The following is a 20,129-nucleotide window of genomic DNA, read 5'->3' on the forward strand; positions in this document are numbered from 1 at the left end:
CGGTGCCGCTGTCAGGCGGCGACCGCGTCCTTGAGTGCCTTGGCGAGATCGGTCTTTTCCCAGGAGAAAGACCCATCACGGCCGGCCTTGCGGCCGAAATGGCCGTAGGACGACGTCTTGGCGTAGATCGGTTTGTTGAGATCGAGGTGACGGCGGATGCCCGACGGCGACAGATCCATCACCGTGCGCAACGCGTCCTCGAGCTTTGCCTCGTCGACCTTGCCGGTACCGTGCAAGTCGACATAGACCGACAGCGGCTGAGCAACGCCGATGGCGTAGGAAAGCTGGATGGTGCAGCGGTCGGCGAGTTTCGCCGCCACGACGTTCTTGGCCAGGTAGCGCGCCGCATAGGCCGCCGAACGATCCACCTTGGTGGTGTCCTTGCCGGAGAAGGCGCCGCCGCCATGGGGTGCGGCACCACCATAGGTGTCGACGATGATCTTGCGGCCGGTCAGTCCGGCATCGCCGTCCGGCCCGCCAATGACGAACTTGCCGGTCGGATTGATGTACCACATGCAATCGTCGGCGATCTTGAGGTCGCCCAGCGCCTCTCGGATATAGGGTTCGACGACCTTGCGGACCTTCTTCGAATCCCAGCTCGCATCGAGATGCTGTGTGGACAGCACGATCTGCGTCGCCTCGGCGGCCTTGCCGTCGACATAGCGAACGGTGACTTGGCTCTTGGCATCCGGCCCGAGCTTGCCGGCTTCACCGCTGCCTTCGTGACGGGCGGCAGCCAGCAGTTCGAGGATCTTGTGGCTGTAGTAGATCGGCGCCGGCATCAGATCCGGCGTCTCGCGACAGGCGTAACCGAACATGATGCCCTGGTCGCCGGCACCCTCTTCGCCCTGACGGTCGGAGGCATTGTCGACGCCCTGGCCGATGTCAGGCGACTGGCCGTGCAGCAGAACCTCGATCTTCGCCGTTTTCCAATGAAAGCCGGCCTGCTCGTAGCCGATTTCGCGGATCGCCTTGCGGGCGACCGATTTGAACTTGGCCGGATTGACGACCGAATGCCCGGCGGCATCCTTGAGAATATTGCCGGCCTTGTCCCGCTTGAGCAACGTGTCGGGAACACGCACTTCGCCGGCGATCACGACACGGTTGGTGGTGGCCAGCGTCTCGCAGGCGACACGGACTTTCCACGGGTCCATGCCGGTCTTCTTGGCTTCGCGATACACCAGATCGACGATCTCGTCGGAAATCCGGTCACAGACTTTGTCGGGATGGCCCTCGGCAACGGATTCCGAGGTAAAGAAGTAGTTCTGCCGCGTCACGGGTGTCCCCTCTTGAAAAACGATCGGCAGGCTGCCGATTTTGGCGCGCCACGTGTTAGCGGGGCGAAGCGCCGCTCGTCAAGCGGTGCTTCGGTTCTGGCATGATGTCGATGCAGTTATCTTGTGCCACCGGCGGCAAGACGCCGCCAGTCCTGGCGTGATTGCCGATCAGTCGGGATCGTCGGTGGAGAGGGACTTGACCAGGTCTATGATCCTGCGGCGCACCTTGGCGTCCGCGATCTTGACAAAGGCCCGGTTGAGCTGGAGTCCTTCGGGACTGCCGCAGAATTCGACGGCGAAAGCCATCGACGCGTCCTCGGCAAATCCGCGGCCCGCCACGGGCTCCTGGCCGGGCGCATCCTCGAAAAAGAAGGCGACAGGCACGCCGAGTATGGACGCTATCGCCTGCAATCGGCTGGCGCCGACGCGGTTGGTGCCTTTTTCATATTTCTGAATCTGTTGAAATGTGATGCCGAGGTTTTCTCCCAGCTTTTCCTGGCTCATTCCCAGCATGTTGCGGCGAAGCCGGATGCGACTGCCAACATGGATGTCGATCGGATTCGGTTTCTTCTTGTTGTCTTCTGTCATTTTTTCCTCGCCGAATTTTTTCGGCTTTCTCTATTTTTTTCCTGCCCAAACAAAGCCGGAGGCAACTGCCCCAACAGAACGATCCACCGGCTTCGAGAAATTTTCAGGCACTTACAGTATGAGTTTCTAATGTGTGGGCTGTCAATTCACCCGTAGCCTTTGCCTTACGTTCAACAGCGCTGCCCCAACGGCAAACAGCAACATGATCAGCATTCCGTTAATGCGCCGTTGGCCGGGAGATATGAGCGCCTGTCCGGAAATCGGTATGTGGGCGTCGATGGCGCCGCGTGCGTCGATCGCAAGCGCATCGACGATGCGCCCACGCGGATCGACGACGGCCGAGATGCCGTTGTTGGCAGCACGCACCAATGGCAATCCATTTTCCACCGCACGGATCTGGGCCTGCCTGAAATGCTGATACGGACCCGGCGTGTCGCCGAACCACGCATCGTTGGTAACGTTCACAATAAGCTGCGCTGACGCAGCGTCAACTGCCACAAGATCGGGAAAGATCACCTCATAACAGATAAATGGCAGCGCACGGATGCCATCGGGCAGCGTGATGGCGTGGCGCTCATTGCCGGCCGCGAAACTCATCGGCCCGGCAACCAGTTGCTCGATGCCGAAACGCTGGAGCAGATCGGCGAAAGGCAGGTATTCGCCGAACGGCACCAGGTGAACCTTGTCGACGGCGTCAGCGATTTCACCCTTGTCGTCGATCGCCACCACGGAGTTGTAGTAACGGCTGTCGGCATTCGCGGCCGAACCGCCTTCCTCGCGAACGACGCCGGCAATCAGCATCTGGCCGGGTCCGAGCATGTCCCCCAGCGCCGTCAATGCGTCCGGACGCTCGGTGAAGAGGAACGGCACCGAGGTTTCGGGCCACAAGATCAGTTGCGGCTTTTGATGGCCTGGGTCCGGCGCCTTGGCCGAGAGCCCCATCAGGACCGCGAAGATGCGGTCGCGCACCGAGGCATCCCATTTTTCCGACAGGTCAACGGCCGGCTGGACGATGCGGACATCCAGGCTGCGTGAAGCTGGCGGTTCGGGAGCGGCAAGCCTGACATAGCCGAAGCCGACATGGGCGGCGGCGAGCACGACAAACAGTGCCGCGCCGAGGCGCAGATGCCGACGTGCCGCCAGCAGTGCCGGCAATGCGAAGACGAACACCGCGAGCGCGTTCATGCCGATCATGCCCGTCACCGAGACGCTCTGCATCAGCAGCGGCACGGGCATGGCCGCGTAGCCGACGGCATTCCAGGGAAAACCGGTGAACAGGCAATCGCGCAGCCATTCCGCCAGGCCGAAGCCGAAGGCAAGGGCGGCGATGCGGCCAATGTCGTTGCTCCACAGCAGCCGGGCAACGATTGCCGCAAAGCCGTAGAAAAAGGCGAGCATGAAAGGAATGCCGACCACCGCGAAGGGAAGCGCCCAGGCAAAACTGTCGGCCTCGACCAGCAGCGCCGAGCCGATCCACCAGAGGCCGGCGAGGAAATAGCCGAAACCGAACCACCAACCGACGGCGAAAGCCGGCCGCAGGCGCTGGAACAGGCTGCCGGAAGCTTCGCCGGTGGCGCCGTCGAGCAGCCAGACCAGCAGCGGAAACGAGACGAAACAGGCGGCGAAGAAATCGTAAGGCGCCTGCCCAAGCACGGCAAAAGCGCCTGCGAGAAACGCCACGAGCGCACGCCGCCAACCCCAAAGCAGAATTATCCGGCCGGTGAGGCGCTCCATGCATACTTCCGAGTCGCGAATCAGGACACAAGATTTAACAGGCTGCGCTCCGCGCTCCAAACGGCGGATGGGCTGGCTGAGATGCACAGCTTCGGCCCTGCCCTACCGGTGCCAACCCTCGATTTGGACGCCGCCCAGCCGCTCGGCCTCCTCGCGCGGAACCGAACGGATGGTCTGCGTGAAGGTCCAGACATGGCCTTCGGGGTCGCGTGCACGATACTGGCGCTCGCCGTAGAACTGATCCGCCGGCTCCTGGATTATATCAGCGTCGACCGCCCGCGCCTGCTCGCAATGCGCATCCAGGCCGCGCTTCAGCCTGACATAGATCGACTGCGTGTTCTTGCCCAAGACCGAAGCCGGGCTGGCAACATAATCGCTCCATTCGGAATCTACGATGATGTAGCTGTCGCCGAATCGCATCTCTGCATGGACGAGTTTCCCTCGGCATCGCTGACCACCATGCTGCGCGCGAAGCCTAAGGCTGCTTCCAGCCAGTCCAGCGCGGCACGAGGGTCCTTATAGAAAACACCGGACCCCAGACTTGGATGCTTGAAGGGGTCCTCGACCGCCATCCCTAAGCGCCTGGATTCTGGTTTTGCCGCATGATGTTCATTCGAAAAGTCTGCAACTTTTCGGCATCATGCTTAAGCCCTGGTTTTGCCGCATGATGTTCATCCAAAAAGTCTGCAACTTTTCGGCATCATGCTTACGCCTGTTCGGTGCGCGCGGTGGCGCGCCGGCGGCGCTCACCCTTCTGGCTCTGCACGATGCGCACGCGCTTGACGCGGCGCGGATCGGCGTCGAGGACGTGGAACTCGAAGCCGGGTATGGCCTGCACCACCTCGCCGCGGGCCGGAACACGGCCAAGCGTGTTGAAAATCATGCCGCCGATCGTGTCGACATATTCGCCATGTTCACCGGCGGCGAAATCCCCGCCGATCATCTTGGCGACGTCGTCGATCTCGGCCTTGCCGTCGACGATGAACACGCCGTCGCCGCTCTGGGTGATCATCGGCTCGTCGTCGTCATGCTCGTCCTCGATGTCGCCGACCACCATCTCGACGATGTCTTCCAGCGAGGCGAGGCCGTCGGTGCCGCCATATTCGTCGATGACCAGCGCCATCTGGGTGCGCGTCGTCTGCATGCGGCCCATCAGGTCGGAGGCAAGCATCGACGGCGGCACGAACAGCACCGGGCGGATCAGATTGAGGTCGCCAATGGTGCGTGCGAGGTCGACCTGGGCAAGATCGAGAACCGTGGCAGCGGGGGTTTTCCTGGTCGTGCGGCCCTTCTTGACGCGCGCGATCTTGGTGATGTGGGCCAGCACGTCACGGATATGGACCATGCCGCGCGGATCATCGAGCGTCTCGGAATAGACCGGCATGCGCGAATGGCCGGATTGTTCGAAAGTGCCCAGGAGATCGCCGAGCGTCGTCGTGATTTCGACCCCCTGAATGTCGGCGCGCGGTACCATGACGTCCTCGACGCGCACTTCGCGCAGCCGCAGGATGTTGTTGAGCATGGCGCGTTCGCCGGGCGAGAAGGCGCCGGCATCGCTCGTCGTCTCGGCTAGCGCGCCGGCAATTTCCTCACGCAGGCTGGTTCCGTTGCGTTGCCTGAACAGGCCCAGAACGCGGTCGAACAGTGAGGGACCGGCAGGCAACGTCTCGCTGGCAGCGCTGCCAGCACCGGCAGCAGCAGAGGTACTGCTAGCGCCAGACGTAACGGTACTCGGACTTGATCCCTCTTCCGACGTGTCGGAAGCCTTGTTCGCACTGCCGGCGTCGGGGCGGGCGGCAGTCTCTGGTTTGTCGTTCATCGTCGTCCGGTCAATTGATCAGATGTAGTTACGCGTAGGGGTCGGGAATGGCAAGCCTTGCAAGCGCCGCGCGTTCGACGGCTTCCATCGCCTCGGCCTCGGCCTCGGTCTCGTGATCGTAGCCCAGCAAATGCAGCAGGCCGTGGATGACGAGATGGGTGATATGGTTCTCGACCGGCTTGTCTTCCAGTGCCGCTTCATGGGCGACCGTTTCGGCGGCCAGCACGATGTCGCCCAGCATCGGCGGCAACGGACCGCCTTGCGCAAACGGAAAAGCCGGGAAAGACAAGACGTTGGTCGGCTTGTCCTTGCCGCGCCAGCCGGCATTGAGGAGCTGGACATGGGCGTCGTCGGTAAAAACGAGGCTGAGTTCGGAACGGCCCGCCACGCCGGTTTCGGCAAAAGCCGCCTTGACCGCGCCATCGACCAGCCGCGTCAGGCTTACCTCGTCGGGCCAGTTGCCCGCCTCAACCGATATGTCGATGTCGACGGGAACATTCCCGTCGCCGGATATTATGTCCTCAGGCATGAAGCCGCATCGTCAACATCAATTCTCGGCGCCGAGGCCGCGCGCCAGCTTGGCGTCCCGGTCGTAGGCCCTGACGATTTCCGCCACCAGTGGATGGCGGACCACATCGCCGTCGTTGAAGCGCACGGTGACCGCGCCCGCCACACCGTCCAGCACGCGCAAGGCTTCGACCAGGCCCGATTTGGTGTTGGAGGGAAGGTCGATCTGGGTCGGGTCGCCGGTGACGATCATGCGCGAATTTTCGCCCAGACGCGTCAGGAACATCTTCATCTGCATCGGCGTGGTGTTCTGCGCCTCGTCGAGGATGACGGCGGCATGCGCCAGCGTGCGGCCGCGCATGAAGGCGAGCGGCGCGATCTCGATCACTTCGGCGGCAATGGCGCGCTCAACCTTGTCGGCGGGCATCATGTCGTAGAGCGCATCATAGAGCGGCCGCAGATAGGGATCGACCTTCTCCTTCATGTCGCCGGGCAGGAAGCCCAGCCGTTCGCCGGCCTCGACCGCAGGCCGCGAGAGAATGATGCGCTCGACCATGCCGCGCTCGAGCAGCATCGCCGCATGCGCCACCGCCAGATAGGTCTTGCCGGTGCCGGCCGGGCCGATGCCGAACACCAGTTCCGACCGTTCCAGCGCCCGCATATAGGCGTCCTGGTTGAGTGAACGGGCATAGATCGTCTTCTTGCGGGTGGCGATCTGGGCGGCGGAAACCTTGCCCTTACGCTCCAGCGTCGGCAGGGTCAGCTGATCGTCGGCGGCAATCGCCATGCGCACGGCGCCATCGACGTCGGACTGGCCGATATCGACGCCCTTCTGGAGAATGCCGTAGAGATTGTCGAGCGCGCGGCGCGCCTGCTCGGCGGCCGACGCCGAACCCTTGATGGTCAGCTGGTTGCCGCGTGAGCGGATGTCGACGCCAAGCTTCTGCTCCAGCCTGGCGAGGTTTTCGTCGAACTGACCATAAAGGGCGCTGGCAAGCTTGTTGTTGTCGAAAGTCAGAACGATGTGCGCCATGTCAGAAGCCCCAGATGCCGGTACCGGGGGCAGGTTCTTCAGCTCTGCTGCGCTCAACCGTCTCTCCTCATCTGCCGAGACCCTCAGGCCAATTCGGCGAACAGGCTATTGTAGCCCGTCTTCGTGATTCGCACCTGGATAATGTCACCGATTTCGCCGGCCTTTTCATCAACAATAACCGGCTGCAGCCAAGGTGAGCGGCCAACCTTCTGGCCAGCCTGACGGCCGGGCTTCTCGATCAGCGTGTCGATGGTGCTTCCAACGAGGCTCAAGCCGAAATCCTGCTGCTGCTTCACAAGCAGAGCCTGCAGCCGCTGCAAGCGCTCGTCCTTGACCGTTTCGGGCACATGATCGGACATTTCGGCGCCCGGCGTGCCGGGGCGCGGCGAATATTTGAACGAGAAGGCCGAGGCGTAATTCACCTGACGCACCAACTCCATCGTCGCCTCGAAATCCGCTTCTGTCTCGCCGGGGAAGCCAACGATGAAATCGCCGGAGAGCGCGATGTCAGGCCGCGCGGCACGGATACGGTCGAGCAGCGCCAGATAATCCCTCGCCGTGTGCCGGCGATTCATCGCCTTGAGGATGCGGTCGGAGCCGGATTGCACCGGAAGATGCAGATAGGGCATCAACGCCGGCAGATCGCGATGGGCCGCTATCAGTTCGTCATCCATGTCGCGCGGGTGGCTGGTGGTGTAGCGCAGACGCGCCAGCCCGGGGATTTCGGCCAGCCTGAAGAGCAGGCGGCCAAGGCCCCACTCCTCGGTCTTGCCCCCTTTGGCCTCGCCCCGGCCATGCCAGGCATTGACGTTCTGGCCAAGCAGCGTCACTTCGCGCACGCCGGCTTCGGCCAGGCGCTCAGCCTCCGCGACAATCTGCGCCACCGGCCGGGAGACTTCGGAGCCCCTTGTGTAGGGCACAACGCAGAAGGTGCAGAACTTGTCGCAGCCTTCCTGCACGGTGAGGAAGGCGGTGACGCCGCGCTTGATGACCTCGGCGCGCTTGGGCTGCGGCAGATGCTCGAACTTGTCCTCGATGGCGTAGTCGGTCTCGACGATCTTTTCGCCGCCGCGCACCCGCGCCAGCACGTCCGGGAGCCGGTGATAGGTCTGCGGACCGATGACCAGGTCGACGGCAGGCGAACGGCGGATGATCTCGGCGCCTTCGGCCTGCGCCACGCAGCCGGCGACGCCGACCAGCATCTCACGGCCGGCCAGGGCACGCTCGGCTTTCATGTCGCGGATACGGCCGAGCTCGGAATAGACCTTTTCGGCCGCCTTCTCCCTGATATGACAGGTGTTCAGCAACACCAGGTCGGCCTCGCCAATGGCATCGGTCGCGGAATAGCCGTCGGCAGCCAGCGCATCGGCCATACGCTGTGAATCATAGACATTCATCTGGCAGCCATAGGTCTTGATGAAGACTTTTCTCGCTGCCGCGGGAAGCACCGCCGGCTGTCCAGCCGTAGTGCCGATGTCGTCGCTTTCTATCGTGTTCAAGTCCATAAGGCGGCTTCTAACGCCTTTCCGTGACAAAAAACAGACGATTCTCGGCGCGCCAGCAAGGGCATGCCGGAGCTACCGGCTCGGCCGCGGGTCGGCAAGCGCCGCCTGCATCATCTCACGCACCTGGCTTTCCATCAGTTTCGACGTCTCCTTGCGGTTCGAACCCTTGGAAAAGGCGATTGCCTCGCCGAAATGCACCTCGACGTCGAGCGCGCCCTCAGCGAGCAATACCTTGAGATGCGGCATCAGATCCTCATCGCCGATCCAGGCGGCAAGCGGGCGATGCCGGCGGCCGAGCGGCACGCCGTGCAGACGCGTATAGGCGATCGCCACCGGCTGGATGAACACCTGTTCCGCCGCGCCTTCGGAAATCGCCATCGAGGCGGCGCCGAACAGCGTGCTCTTGAACGGCAGGACCATATTGCCGTCGCCGGTCGAGCCCTCGGCAAACAGCACCATCGCATCGCCCTTGGCCATGCGGCTGGCAATCTCGCTTGCCTGGTCGCCCGACGATCGCTTGCGCTCGCGCTCGATGAACACGGTGCGCTGCAGCTTCGACAGCATGCCGATCAGCGGCCAGCCTTCCATATCCGCCCTGGCGATGAACTTTACGTCGGCAAAAGAGCCGAGCACCATGATGTCGGTCCAGGAGATGTGATTGGACGCAACCAGCAGCGGGCGCTTGTCGGACAGCGTTCCCTTGACATGGATGCGCATGCCGAGCGCCCTGACGATCAGCCTGTGCCAGATCTTGAGGATGAAGGTTTCCGGCCACCAGCCGGTCTTCATCGACAGGATCTGTAACGGCACGAGGACCAGCGAACCGGCGACAACGAGGCCCAGCGCCAGGAAAATCCTGATTTTCTTGATCATCGCCTCATCCCGGCCGTGTCGCTAGCGAAGATCGCGGCGCATGACAAGCGCGCCGGTCGGTCCGTGTTCGGCCGATCTGTAGTAATTCGGCCGCTTGCCGACCTCATGGAAGCCCAGCCGACGATAAAGCGCGATCGCCGCGACATTGGTCTCATCGACCTCGAGGAACAGCGCTTCGGCGCGCTGCGCGTGCAGTTCGCGCAACACCGCGTCCATCAATTGCCAGCCCAACCCCTGGCGACGATGCGATCGCGCCACCGCGACGGTCAGGATCTCGCCCTCGCCTGCCGCAAGCCTCGCCAGCACGAAGCCGACGGGCGGCTTGGAGCCCTGCCCGGTTTCGCGCGCGGCATAGCCGAACACGGTGTCCTGTTCGAGCAGGGCGGCGAATTCGCCATCGGTCCAGGGGCGGACAAAGTCCTCGCGATGCAGCAGCGAGACCGCCGGACTGTCGGCGATCCTCAGCGGCTCGAGCGCGTAGTCCCGGCGGCGTGGTTGGAGAAAAGGTATGCGCATTTATCTTTCTTGCCTTGATAGAATAAAGCCAGCCTGCGGCTTGGCGTCGGCGCCGCGCATATAGAGTGGTTTCGGCCGTTCGCCTGCGCCCTTGGCGGCAGCCAGGCGGGCGTAGGTGACAATGTCGGCGGTGGCTGTCCGAGGGCCGACATCAAATTCGCGCCCGGCCGATGCGCTGATGAGCGCTGCCGCGGTGCCGGCAAGCACCGGAGACGTTTCCATCGCCATGGCCACCACGTCAGCCAGCGTGGCCACGGCCGGACCGTAAGCCAAGGCTGACGTTTCGTCGTAAAAGGCGGCGTGGATCTCCTCACGGCCGGCATCGAGCGCCGCCAGCACGGCGCGACCGGGAAATGCGGCTGCTGCTTCGGCGGCCAGCGCCTCCAGGGTCGTCACCCCGATCGCCGGTATCTTCAGCGCCAGCGCCAGGCCACGCGCGGTCGAGACGCCGACCCGCAGACCGGTGAAGGAACCGGGGCCGACAGAGACGGCAATGGCGCCAAGACCGGCATAGTCGGTTGCGCTTGCCTCCAGCGCTTCGGCTGTGACCGCCATCAGGTGCTCGGCATGGCCCTTGCCGAGATCGAGCACCGAGCGGCCAAGCTCCCGCTTCGCCACAGCATCATAGACGCAAGCGGCGCAAAGGTTGGCGGCACAGTCGATGGCAAGCAATTTCATGAGGCAACCGGTTCGAAAAACAATTCCCTGTGCCCGCCACGGCCCGCCACCGCAAGGGGATAGTGCATAATTCGTTAAACGGCTTCGCTGGTAGACTATGCGGCCTGTTCGATGCGCAGCATGTGGTTGTCCCAGACATAGTCCGGTTCGGAGCGTGTCGCGCCGCTGCCCTCGACGATCTCGCCGGCGCCGGTGGTGGCCATGAAGCCGGTTCCATCGGGGGCCACGCCGCAGACCTCGACCAACGCGCTGTTCGCAACGACCCGGCCGCTGGCCGCATCGATCACGACAAGCGAGTTGCCTTCCGGCGAGGAAACGGCGACGGTTCCGGCAGCCCGATTGGCCGCGACCGAGCCTATGTAGTTGCGGAAGCCGGACAAAACGTCCTGCGGCATGTCGAGCAACTGCAGATCCTTGCCGCGCGCGGCGCGACCGACCAGCAATGGACGATCGCTGCCCGGTCCCCGGTACTGGCAGCCGAACCAGACGCTTCCGGCCGGATCGGTGTCCATGTGGCGGATCGACAGCTGATGCAGTGCGGCCGGCAATTCGTGTTTCTCGATGACATAGCCGGTAACGCGGTCTATCAGCACATAGGACGGCTTCATGGTGGCGATGTTGAGCTCGGCGCGGCCGTAATCCGGATGGGTCTCGATGCCGCCATTGGCAACAGCGATCGTCCTGCCGTCGCCCAGCAGCAGAAGCTCGTGCGGACCCATGCCGTAGGTCGGGAACTCACTGATGCGGCTGAATTTCGCCCGCGCGTCGTAGACGCCGACGACGCCGGCAGCATTCTCGAAGTCGTTTTCGGTGGCATAAAGCAGCGCCCCGTCGGGCGAGAACACGCCATGGCCGAAGAAATGCCGGCCGGCGATGCTGGCGATGGTCAGCGGCGCGTCACGGCCCGAGTGATCGAAAACCACGGCGAAGGTGCCGGGCTGACGCGCGAAGACCACCGAGCGTTTCGATATGGGATCGAAGGTGACATCGTGGCCGCGATCGGGCAGGTCGATCGCATGCAGGAGCTTGCCGGCCTCGGACAGGACGGCAGCGCCAAAGCTGCCGTCGCGTTTGACGAAAGCGGTGGCGAAGACGGCGTCGGCCGCAAGCGTCGTTGCCCAGGCCGACGGCGCCATTGCCGCGGCAAAGCCGATACCCGCAGCCCTCAGGAAATCGCGGCGATCGATGAGGGAGGTTTTCAAGAGACTATCCTCCCCTGCACTGGCTCGCTCCAGGACACGGTGATTATTACGGATCGGAGCTGACGCTTGGCACCTACCGATTCTTGGAATGATCCATCGCAGACATTGGAAGTTGGCCGACGCCTCCGGAACTTCGTCATCCACGGGCGGAGCAGGAGCGAAGCTCCGTCGCGGAGACCCGAGGATCCATGCCGTGACCTTGACCGTCGGGTGCAACGGAGCAAAATTCTGGACCGCGGCAGCGCTTTGAAGTCGCGGCATGGATCCCGGGGTCTGCGCTGCGTCGCTTCGCTCCTTGCTTCGCCCCAGGATGACGAAGCTATGGGCGTTTCGGCCAATCTCAAGGTCATGCTCAGTCCCCATCCAGCGACGAGAAGCCGGCGGTCAGGCCGAATTCAGCGGTCAACCTGGTGCCGATCAAGGTCGACAGGCTGGAGGTGATCAGCGCGAAATGGTCGAGTTTGTCACGCAGTGTCGGATCGGCGAGCGCCTTGTCGATCGGGCCCTGAATGGACTTTGCGGTGGCGACACCGTTGACCAATTGGATATGGATCGATTGGGCCATCCAGCGCGCATCGGGCGGCAGGGCGTCGCCAAGCTTCGAGGCCTGGAACAGCGTGTCGATGCCGGAGAGATTTCCAGCCAGCGAATTGGTGGTGTTTTGCGAGCGCCAGTAGATCGCCTGTTTCGGCTTGTCCGCATCCGGCTTGCCGCCGAAAAACCCTTTCAGGCGCACGTCGCGGACCATTTCCAGCTCATTGATGAAGACGCCGACCAGTTCGGTCACCGCTTCGTTGCCGTCGCGGTAGAGCGGGTTCTGCGTCCCCGGATTGGCCCAAAGGGCTGGAAAGCCGTCCGGCTTGTTCCAGGCGGCGCTGACCTCGCCGGCCATGGTTTCGATGTTGCCGGCAACAGCAGTGCCATAAGCGCAGCGGTAGGGATCATCCTTGCCGGCAAGTGCATCGGCGCCGTCGCCGTAAAGAACGAATTCGAGCGCGCCCAGCCCCTGCATGGCAACGCTCTTGCCAGCCAGTTGTGCCGGATCGGTCGCGGTCGGATCCTTGTCGGACAGCGCCGCCTGTACCTGTTTCAGGCCGATGCTCTTGCGATCCGGCCAGAACAGCATGCGTTCCAGCCGGTTGTTCTCCTTGATCGGTCCGAAGGCGATGATTTCGGCTGACGACCAGGCATAGACGGTGGCGGAGAATTCGGCGCGTGCGGCATCGAGTTCTCCTTGCGAGGGCGCTTCGCAGAGCTTGTGCATCGCTTTCGTCAAGGCTTCCGCATGCTGATGCAGGCCGGCATAGGCCGGGCGGACAAAGCCATCGATCGCCCGCTGGATGATGTCGGAGGCTTTGACCGCCGCCGACGCCGGGACGACGCCCAGCAGAGCCAGCGGAAGAACGAGAAACAATGCAGAGCGCTTGAACATCACAGTGCCTCCAGGAATTTGAGCAGCGCATTGCGGTCGGCCGCATTGGCTGCGGCAAAGCGGTCGCGCGCTTTCTGCGCCTCGCCGCCATGCCACAGGATCGCCTCGGTCAAGCTGCGCGCGCGCCCGTCATGCAGGAAGAAGGAATTGCCGTTGACCGTCTCGGTCAGGCCGATGCCCCACAGCGGCGGCGTGCGCCATTCATTGCCCGTCGCATCTCCCACGGCCTGGCCGTCGGCCAGATCAGGCCCCATGTCGTGCAGCAGGAAGTCGGAATAGGGCCAGATCAGTTGGAAGGCCTGCGCCTTGTGGGCCGTGCCGCGACGGGTGACGAATTTCGGCGTATGGCAGGCGATGCAGCCGATCTCGTAGAAGATTTTCTTGCCAATGAGCACCTGCGGCGTGTCGAGGTCGCGGCGCGCCGGCACGGCCAGGTTCTGCGAATAGAAGGTGACGAGATCCATCACCGGCGGCGGCGCCTCGACCGGGCCAAGACGCTGCTGCACGCCGTTCGGCATGGCGATGCATTTTGCCTCCGCAGCAGTGCAATCGCCCCAATGCTTCGGCTCTTCGGGCGTCGAGATGCCGATGTCGCCGGCAAAGGCATCCGCTGCCTGCTGGCGGATCGACGCGGTCTGCGCCTTCCAGCCGAAGCGGCCGAGCGTCAGTTCCCCGCTCAAGCTATCGCGCACGATGTTCGGCCTGCCGGAAATGCCGTCGCCGTCCCTGTCGTCCGGATCGGCGTGGGCGAGAATATCAGCCGGCGCGATCTGTTCGATCAGGCCCAGGCCGATCATTGGCGGCGTCAGTCGCGGCGACAGCGTGGTGCGCGGGTCGAGTGGTCCATAGGCAGGGTCGACGACCGAATAGCTCGGTTTGCGCAAGGAAATCACGGTGCCGTCCGTCAGCTCCGCCTTACGTTCCTGGTAGTCGACATGCATCCCACCTTCGCCGCGCAGACCGGGTACGGCGAGCTCCTGCAATTGCGTGCCGTAGACCGGGTCGGGGAAGTTGAGCACCTTGTGTTCGGCAATCGCTGCCCTCTCTTCCGCGTTGCTGGCCTCCCGTGCCAGCCGCAGGAACATCGAGGTCGTGCCGGCGTCGCCTTGCGGCGGGCGGCCGCGGCCATCCTTCAGATGGCAGTTCTGGCAGGCACGTTCGTTGAACAGCGGGCCGAGCCCGTCCGAAGCCTGCGTCGAGGATGGCGACGACACCCAGTTCTTGCGGAAAAGGGCATTGCCGAGCTTGAAGTCGCCCTCTTCCTCGAAGGTGATGTTGGCCGAGGATTGCGAGAAGGAATCGCGGCTGACGTCCTTTCGGGACGTGCCGGCGCCACCTTGCATCAGTTCGAACTGCTCTGGCCTGGAAAAATCCATGGTCGGCCTGGTGACGGCGATGACGCGCGCCTGATCCTTCGCATTGAGGTCGGTGCGCGTGGTGGCGAGCCCGGCCGGCTGAAGATCACCGGCCATCGCCGAAGAGGCAAGCGCAAACACGAGCACGACACAGCGCCGACGCGCCAATCCGGCCGGCGTCTTCTCAGGGAGCGGCGAGCCGTCGGCCCGCCGCGAGCGGCGCACGAATTCTAGCAGGCGCCGCATTCCCGCATGCCCTTACTCCGCCTCGTCCGCCGATGCGGCGTTGAGCTGGCCGTATTTCTCCTCGCCGATCGAGGCAAGCAGGTCGAGCTGCGTCTCGAGAAAGTCGATGTGACCCTCCTCATCGGCCAGCAATTCCTCGAACAGCTTCATCGTCACGTAGTCGCCGGCGTCGTTGCAGATTTCGCGCGAGCGCTTGTAGGCGGTACGTGCGTCATATTCGCCGGCAAGGTCGGATTCGAGCACTTCCTTGACGTTCTGCCCGATGCGCAGCGGCGCCACGGACTGCAGGTTCGGATGGCCTTCGAGGAAGATGATGCGGGCGACGAGCTTGTCGGCATGGTGCATCTCCTCGATCGATTCCGCCCGCTCCTTCTTTGCCAGCTTGGCGTATCCCCAGTCCTCGAGCAGGCGGAAATGCACCCAGTACTGATTGACAGCCCCAAGTTCCAGAAAAAGGGCCTCGTTAAGCCGCTCGATGATCTGCGGATCGCCTTTCATGAATTCTGCTCCCGTATTGGACGCGCAGGCCTCTGACGCGATCCAGGTGTGAAACGACATCCACGCCGCTCGCCTCCGAGCGGGCGTGGTAATTTTCGGTGACCCGAATGATCGTTTCCACCACATTTGGGAAGCAGCCGCAACAGCGACCGCGCTTTTGCATGGCATGATAGATCTTCGCCGGCACGATCAGCTGCCAGGGATCCTGGTCCAGCAGCCCGACGATCGTCTGCTCGATCTCCTTCTCGGTGATGATATTGCAATGACAAATCAGCATTGGCTTGCTCGGCTGGCTGACGGCGTCTCCCGCGCCGTGTGGCTTGATTTTCTAGCGGAGGCCGTTCCAGAGCCGGTTTTCCGGCTCCCGGATCAGTCACCTGTCTTGCGACCCTTACTTGAACACCTTGTCCGGCGCGTCGAGGCTATCGGACCCTTCGAAGGCGATGGTGCTGAGCTTCAAGGAGCCGACGGCGCGCTCAATCGACTTGGTCTGATCGATCAGCGCATCGATCGCCGCCTGCACGGTGGCGTTGCCCTCAATGTTGCCCTCGGCGATCTGCTGGTCATAGGCCTCGCCGGCCAGTGCACGCGCCTTGATCGCCTCCATCTTGGCGACCGAAACATCGAGCTTGTCAGACAGTTCCTTGTCGATCGCCGGATCGGCCGCCTTCACCATATCGGCCACCGAGGGACCCGAAACGACGGTGCCGTCGAGACGCGTGTAGCTCGCATGATAGGCCGCGCGAATGCCGATGGCGTCGTAGAGATGCGAATTGTACGTGTTGTCGGAGAAGCAATCGTGCTCCTCTTCCGGATCATGCAGCAGCAGGCCGAGCTTCATGCGCTCGCCGGCCAGTTCGCCGTAGGACAGCGAGCCCATGCCGGTGAAGATGGTCGAGATCGCCGTGTTCGGCTCGCCATCGACGAGAGCCTTGCGGGCGGCGCCGTCTTCCTTCCAGTTGCCGACCATCTCCTGAAGATCCGAAACCAGAAGGTCGCTGGCCGATTTCAGATACTCGGCGCGGCGATCGCAATTGCCGCCGGTGCAGTTCTGGAGGTCGTAGTCGGTATAGGGGCGCTCGCCGGCACCCGGCCCGGTGCCATGCAGGTCCTGGCCCCAGAGCAGGAATTCGATGGCGTGGTAGCCGGTGGCGACATTGGCCTCGATGCCGCCGGCTCCCTGCAGCGTGCCGGAGAGGAATTCCGGCGAAAGCTTCGATGCATCGACCTTCTTGCCGTTGATCTCGATCTCCTTGTTGGCGATCACATTGGCCGTGTAGAGCGCATTCGCGTCCGATTCGGTGCCGTAGCTCTTGGCGACGTAGTCGATCAAACCTTCATCCAGCGGCCAGGAATTCACCTTGCCTTCCCAGTCGTCGACGATCTTGTTGCCGAAGCGGTAGACCTCGGTCTGCTGGTAGGGAACGCGCGATGCCTTCCAGGCGTCACGGGCAGCGTTGAGGGTTTCCGCCGATGGCGTGGCGAGCAGCGCGTCGACCGCCTTGTCGAGCGCCTGCGCGGTGGTCAGCGAATCCTCATATTTGGCGAGCGCGATGTCGGAATAGGTCTTGATGACGGCCTTTGCATCGGTTTCCGCCTTTGCCGGCAACACGAATACCGCCGCCGTCAGCAGGGCAGTGGCGCCGATCGCCGCAAGCCTGCTGCCATATCGTGCTGTCATAATCACTCTCCAGTTTCTCGGAAATTCTGTAAACGGCGCGCACAGCAACCGGCGCCAGGCCATCTGCGGGCCATTGGGCGCAAGAGATGCCGCGCTAGCGCGCGGTTCGCGGAAGAAAGACACCAAAATGCCTCCAATCGAAAGGGTTCAAGGCCCAGACATTAAAGGGATGCGCTGACGCGCGAGCTTCCATAAAGCTGCGACATCGTCGGATGTCAATGACAATCCGTAGGAAAAGTCAATTGAAACAACAGTTTAGAATTATTCTAAACTACGACTGTCAACTTATGCGTCTTTCTGCACCGGTCTTGCCGTTGAACTGTACGATTGACAGCTGCCATTCCGGGTGCGACCCGCAAAAGCTCTCTTGCGGCGGCACCAGACAATTGCCACTTGGCGAGACATCCTAGGATAGAAGCGGGATTGGAATGCGATGAAGAACGGTGTGGTCATTGTCGGCGCGGGTCATGCGGGCGTGCAAGCGGCCGCCAGTCTGCGCGAAGACGGCTATGACGGGCCGGTGATCCTCGTCGGGGATGAGGACGAACTTCCCTATCACAAGCCGCCGCTGTCGAAGACTTTCATCAAGGATGCCGAGGCCAAGCCGCAACCCTTGCGCGGCGAGGCCTTTTACACCGGCAGCGCCATCGATTACCGGCCTGGCGTCAGGATCGATCGGATCGATACCCGACGCCGCAGTTTGGATATTGCCGGCGGTGGTGCGCTGGCCTTTGACCATCTGATCCTGGCGACAGGCTCGCGCCCGCGCACGCTGCCGCTGCCCGGTGCCGACCTGTCCGGTGTGCTGTCGCTGCGCTCGCTGGCCGATGCGCGGCTGATCCGCGACCTCAGCGCGCAAAGCGACGAAATCGTCATCCTCGGCGGCGGTTTCATCGGGTTGGAGATAGCAGCCACACTGCGGGCCACCGGCCGCACGGTGACAGTGGTGGAGGCCGTGGACCGGCTACTCGGCCGCGCCGTGGCGCCGGTGGTGGCGAGCCACGTCCGGCAACGGCTGGAAGCGACAGGCGTGCGCATTCTCACCGGCACCTCGATCGCCAGGCTCGATGGCGAAAACGGTCATGTCACGGCCGCCATCACCTCGTCAGGCGAAAGGCTGCCGGCGCGCATGGTCATCGTCGGCATTGGTGCCATGCCGAATGTCGAACTGGCGCAGTCTGCAGGCCTCGGCATCGCCAACGGCATCCGCGTCGATCATCAGATGCGCACGTCGATGCCGGAGATTCTCGCCATTGGCGATGCTGCCTCCTACCGTCACTGGTTCACCGGCGGCGACGTGCGGCTGGAATCGGTGCAGAACGCCACCGATCAGGCGCGGCTTGCCGCGCGCACGATATCAGGCCACACCGACGCCTATTCGGCGGTGCCATGGTTCTGGTCGGACATCGGCGACATGAAATTGCAGATGGTCGGCCTGACCGCCGGCGGCGACAGCCATGTCGTGCTGGGCGACCTGCCCGAAAACAAATTCTCGATCTACCACTATGCCGGCGACCGGCTGCTCGGCATCGAATCGGTCAACCGCCCCGGCGACCACATGCTTGGCCGCAAGATGCTCGGCGCCGGCTTTTCGCCGACGCAGGAAACGGTTGCTGAGGGACCTGACGGTTTGAAGGCGGCGCTGGCCGCGTTTCAGCAGGATGAGCCTGCCAGGGCTGCGGGCTAGCCCCCGCTTACCCTCCCCTTGTGGGGAGGGTCGCTGCGAAGCAGCGGGGTGGGGGTCTGTGCGAGGCCCCCACCCGGACCTTCGGTCCGACCTCCCCACAGGGGGGAGGTAGAAGTTCAGGCGGCGCAGACTTCGCGGATCGAGCTTTCCAGGATGTCGAGTGCTTCGTTCATGACTTCGTCCTGGATGGTGATCGGCGCCAGGAAGCGGATGACGTTGCCGTAGACACCGCAGGTCAGCAGGATCAGGCCCTTGTCGAGCGCCTTCAACCGGATCGCATTGGCGATCTCGGCCGACGGCAGGCCCTTCTTGACGTCGTTGAACTCGACCGCGTTCATGAAGCCGAGGCCTCTGATGTCGACGATCTCGGGCACGTCGTCGCGGATCGACTGCAGCCGCTGCTTCAGCCTTGCGCCCAGCGTGTTGGCGCGGTCGCACAGGTTTTCGTCCTCGATCACGTCGAGCACGGCGTGCGCGGCGGCAACGCCGATCGGGCTGCCGCCATAGGTGCCGCCGAGCCCGCCGGGCCCGGGCGCATCCATGATTTCGGCGCGGCCGGTGACCGCCGCCAGCGGGAAACCGCCGGCAAGGCTCTTGGCCATGGTGGTGATGTCGGCGGCCACCTCATGGTGATCCATCGCAAACATCTTGCCGGTGCGGGCAAAGCCGGTCTGCACTTCGTCGGCGATCAGCAGCATGCCGTGCTGGTCGCAAAGCTTGCGCAGCGCAACCAGGAAGTCACGCGGCGCGTCGTAGAAGCCGCCCTCGCCCTGAACCGGCTCGATGATGATGGCGGCGACGCGGGCCGGATCGACATCGGCCTTGAACAGCCGGTCGAGCGCCGCCAGCGAGTCGGCGACCGAGACACCGTGCAGCGGCACCGGGAACGGCGCATGATAGACATCGCCCGGCATGGCGCCGAAGCCGACCTTGTAGGGCACGACCTTGCCGGTCAGTGCCATGCCCATGAAGGTGCGGCCATGGAAACCGCCGGCGAAGGCGATGACCGCCTGACGGCCGGTGGCATTGCGGGCGATCTTGATGGCGTTCTCTACCGCCTCCGCCCCGGTGGTGACGAAGATCGTCTTCTTCTCGAACTTGCCGGGCAGCATGCCGTTCAGCCGTTCGGCCAGGCGCACATAGCTCTCATAGGGCACCACCTGGTGGCAGGTGTGGGTGAAGCGGTCGAGTTGTGCCTTGACCGCTTCGATCACCCTGGGATGGCGATGCCCGGTGTTGACGACGGCGATGCCCGACGAGAAATCGATATAGCGACGCCCCTCGACATCCCAGATTTCCGAATTTTCAGCCCGGTCGGCATAGATCTGCGTGGTCATGCCGACACCGCGGGAAATCGATTGGTTCTTGCGTTCGGAAATGGCTGAATTCTTCATCGTATCCCTCACCGGGCCGGCGCCCGTCCTGTTTGATGCCGTTGAGACATCTTCTGACCTTATTTCACGTTTTCCTCAAGTCGGCACCACCGGCAGGCGATTGG

The 20,129-nt window shown here is 63.2% G+C and carries 18 protein-coding genes and 1 pseudogene; 1 reads left to right on the top strand and 18 read right to left on the bottom strand.

Going from position 1 to position 20,129, the window contains the following annotated elements; genetic code table 11:
* Positions 1-11: 11 nt before the first annotated feature.
* The 17 genes and pseudogenes from metK to X735_RS150505 form a co-directional block, all read right to left on the bottom strand.
* The gene (gene metK / locus X735_RS150580; RefSeq protein ID WP_023811409.1) at positions 12-1,277 is read right to left on the bottom strand and encodes a methionine adenosyltransferase; all 1,266 of its coding nucleotides are present in this window, start codon (positions 1,275-1,277) and stop codon (positions 12-14) included.
* 168 nt (positions 1,278-1,445) lie between these two features.
* Entirely contained in the window at positions 1,446-1,865 is a 420-nt protein-coding gene (locus tag X735_RS150575) for a helix-turn-helix domain-containing protein (RefSeq protein WP_023811410.1), read from the bottom strand.
* A 141-nt stretch (positions 1,866-2,006) separates the two neighbouring features.
* A complete protein-coding gene (gene lnt / locus X735_RS150570; RefSeq protein ID WP_023811411.1) occupies positions 2,007-3,599 on the bottom strand; it encodes an apolipoprotein N-acyltransferase in 1,593 nt (530 codons plus the stop codon).
* A 102-nt stretch (positions 3,600-3,701) separates the two neighbouring features.
* A pseudogene (locus X735_RS01000000165870) lies at positions 3,702-4,171 on the bottom strand (VOC family protein).
* A gap of 134 nt (positions 4,172-4,305) precedes the next feature.
* Positions 4,306-5,418, bottom strand: coding sequence for a hemolysin family protein (locus X735_RS150565; RefSeq protein ID WP_023811412.1), 1,113 nt, complete (start codon positions 5,416-5,418; stop codon positions 4,306-4,308).
* Between the two features lie 28 nt (positions 5,419-5,446).
* On the bottom strand, positions 5,447-5,947 hold the full coding sequence (gene ybeY / locus X735_RS150560; RefSeq protein WP_023811413.1) for an rRNA maturation RNase YbeY: 501 nt from the start codon (positions 5,945-5,947) through the stop codon (positions 5,447-5,449).
* Positions 5,948-5,965: 18 nt separating this feature from the next.
* Complete coding sequence (locus X735_RS150555) at positions 5,966-6,958, bottom strand: PhoH family protein (RefSeq protein ID WP_023758127.1); 993 nt, start codon at positions 6,956-6,958, stop codon at positions 5,966-5,968.
* A gap of 83 nt (positions 6,959-7,041) precedes the next feature.
* Complete coding sequence (gene miaB, locus X735_RS150550; protein WP_023811414.1) at positions 7,042-8,463, bottom strand: tRNA (N6-isopentenyl adenosine(37)-C2)-methylthiotransferase MiaB; 1,422 nt, start codon at positions 8,461-8,463, stop codon at positions 7,042-7,044.
* Between the two features lie 72 nt (positions 8,464-8,535).
* Positions 8,536-9,336, bottom strand: a complete 801-nt coding sequence (locus tag X735_RS150545) for a 1-acyl-sn-glycerol-3-phosphate acyltransferase (RefSeq protein ID WP_023811415.1) — start codon at positions 9,334-9,336, stop codon at positions 8,536-8,538.
* A gap of 21 nt (positions 9,337-9,357) precedes the next feature.
* Complete coding sequence (rimI, locus tag X735_RS150540) at positions 9,358-9,852, bottom strand: ribosomal protein S18-alanine N-acetyltransferase (protein ID WP_023811416.1); 495 nt, start codon at positions 9,850-9,852, stop codon at positions 9,358-9,360.
* Complete coding sequence (tsaB, locus tag X735_RS150535; protein WP_023811417.1) at positions 9,853-10,530, bottom strand: tRNA (adenosine(37)-N6)-threonylcarbamoyltransferase complex dimerization subunit type 1 TsaB; 678 nt, start codon at positions 10,528-10,530, stop codon at positions 9,853-9,855.
* A 95-nt stretch (positions 10,531-10,625) separates the two neighbouring features.
* On the bottom strand, positions 10,626-11,732 hold the full coding sequence (locus X735_RS150530; RefSeq protein WP_023811418.1) for a DUF1513 domain-containing protein: 1,107 nt from the start codon (positions 11,730-11,732) through the stop codon (positions 10,626-10,628).
* 352 nt (positions 11,733-12,084) lie between these two features.
* A complete protein-coding gene (locus X735_RS150525; RefSeq protein WP_023811419.1) occupies positions 12,085-13,164 on the bottom strand; it encodes an imelysin family protein in 1,080 nt (359 codons plus the stop codon).
* Complete coding sequence (locus X735_RS150520; RefSeq protein ID WP_023811420.1) at positions 13,164-14,765, bottom strand: di-heme oxidoredictase family protein; 1,602 nt, start codon at positions 14,763-14,765, stop codon at positions 13,164-13,166. The genes X735_RS150525 and X735_RS150520 overlap by 1 nt, the downstream gene beginning before the upstream one ends.
* A gap of 12 nt (positions 14,766-14,777) precedes the next feature.
* Positions 14,778-15,263 (bottom strand): bacterioferritin, encoded by a 486-nt coding sequence (gene bfr, locus X735_RS150515; protein ID WP_013527914.1) that lies wholly within the window; start codon positions 15,261-15,263, stop codon positions 14,778-14,780.
* Positions 15,229-15,540, bottom strand: a complete 312-nt coding sequence (locus tag X735_RS150510; protein WP_023811421.1) for a (2Fe-2S)-binding protein — start codon at positions 15,538-15,540, stop codon at positions 15,229-15,231. The genes bfr and X735_RS150510 overlap by 35 nt, the downstream gene beginning before the upstream one ends.
* A gap of 114 nt (positions 15,541-15,654) precedes the next feature.
* Complete coding sequence (locus X735_RS150505) at positions 15,655-16,944, bottom strand: imelysin family protein (protein ID WP_023811422.1); 1,290 nt, start codon at positions 16,942-16,944, stop codon at positions 15,655-15,657.
* 433 nt (positions 16,945-17,377) lie between these two features.
* On the opposite strand from X735_RS150505, the gene X735_RS150500 reads away from it, so the two are divergent.
* Entirely contained in the window at positions 17,378-18,631 is a 1,254-nt protein-coding gene (locus tag X735_RS150500; RefSeq protein ID WP_023811423.1) for an FAD-dependent oxidoreductase, read from the top strand.
* Between the two features lie 116 nt (positions 18,632-18,747).
* Here the strand turns inward: X735_RS150500 and X735_RS150495 are convergent, their stop codons facing one another.
* Positions 18,748-20,025, bottom strand: coding sequence for a 4-aminobutyrate--2-oxoglutarate transaminase (locus X735_RS150495; RefSeq protein WP_023811424.1), 1,278 nt, complete (start codon positions 20,023-20,025; stop codon positions 18,748-18,750).
* Positions 20,026-20,129: the final 104 nt, after the last annotated feature.

The organism is Mesorhizobium sp. L2C084A000 (assembly GCF_000502875.1).
Classification (GTDB): Bacteria; Pseudomonadota; Alphaproteobacteria; order Rhizobiales; family Rhizobiaceae; genus Mesorhizobium.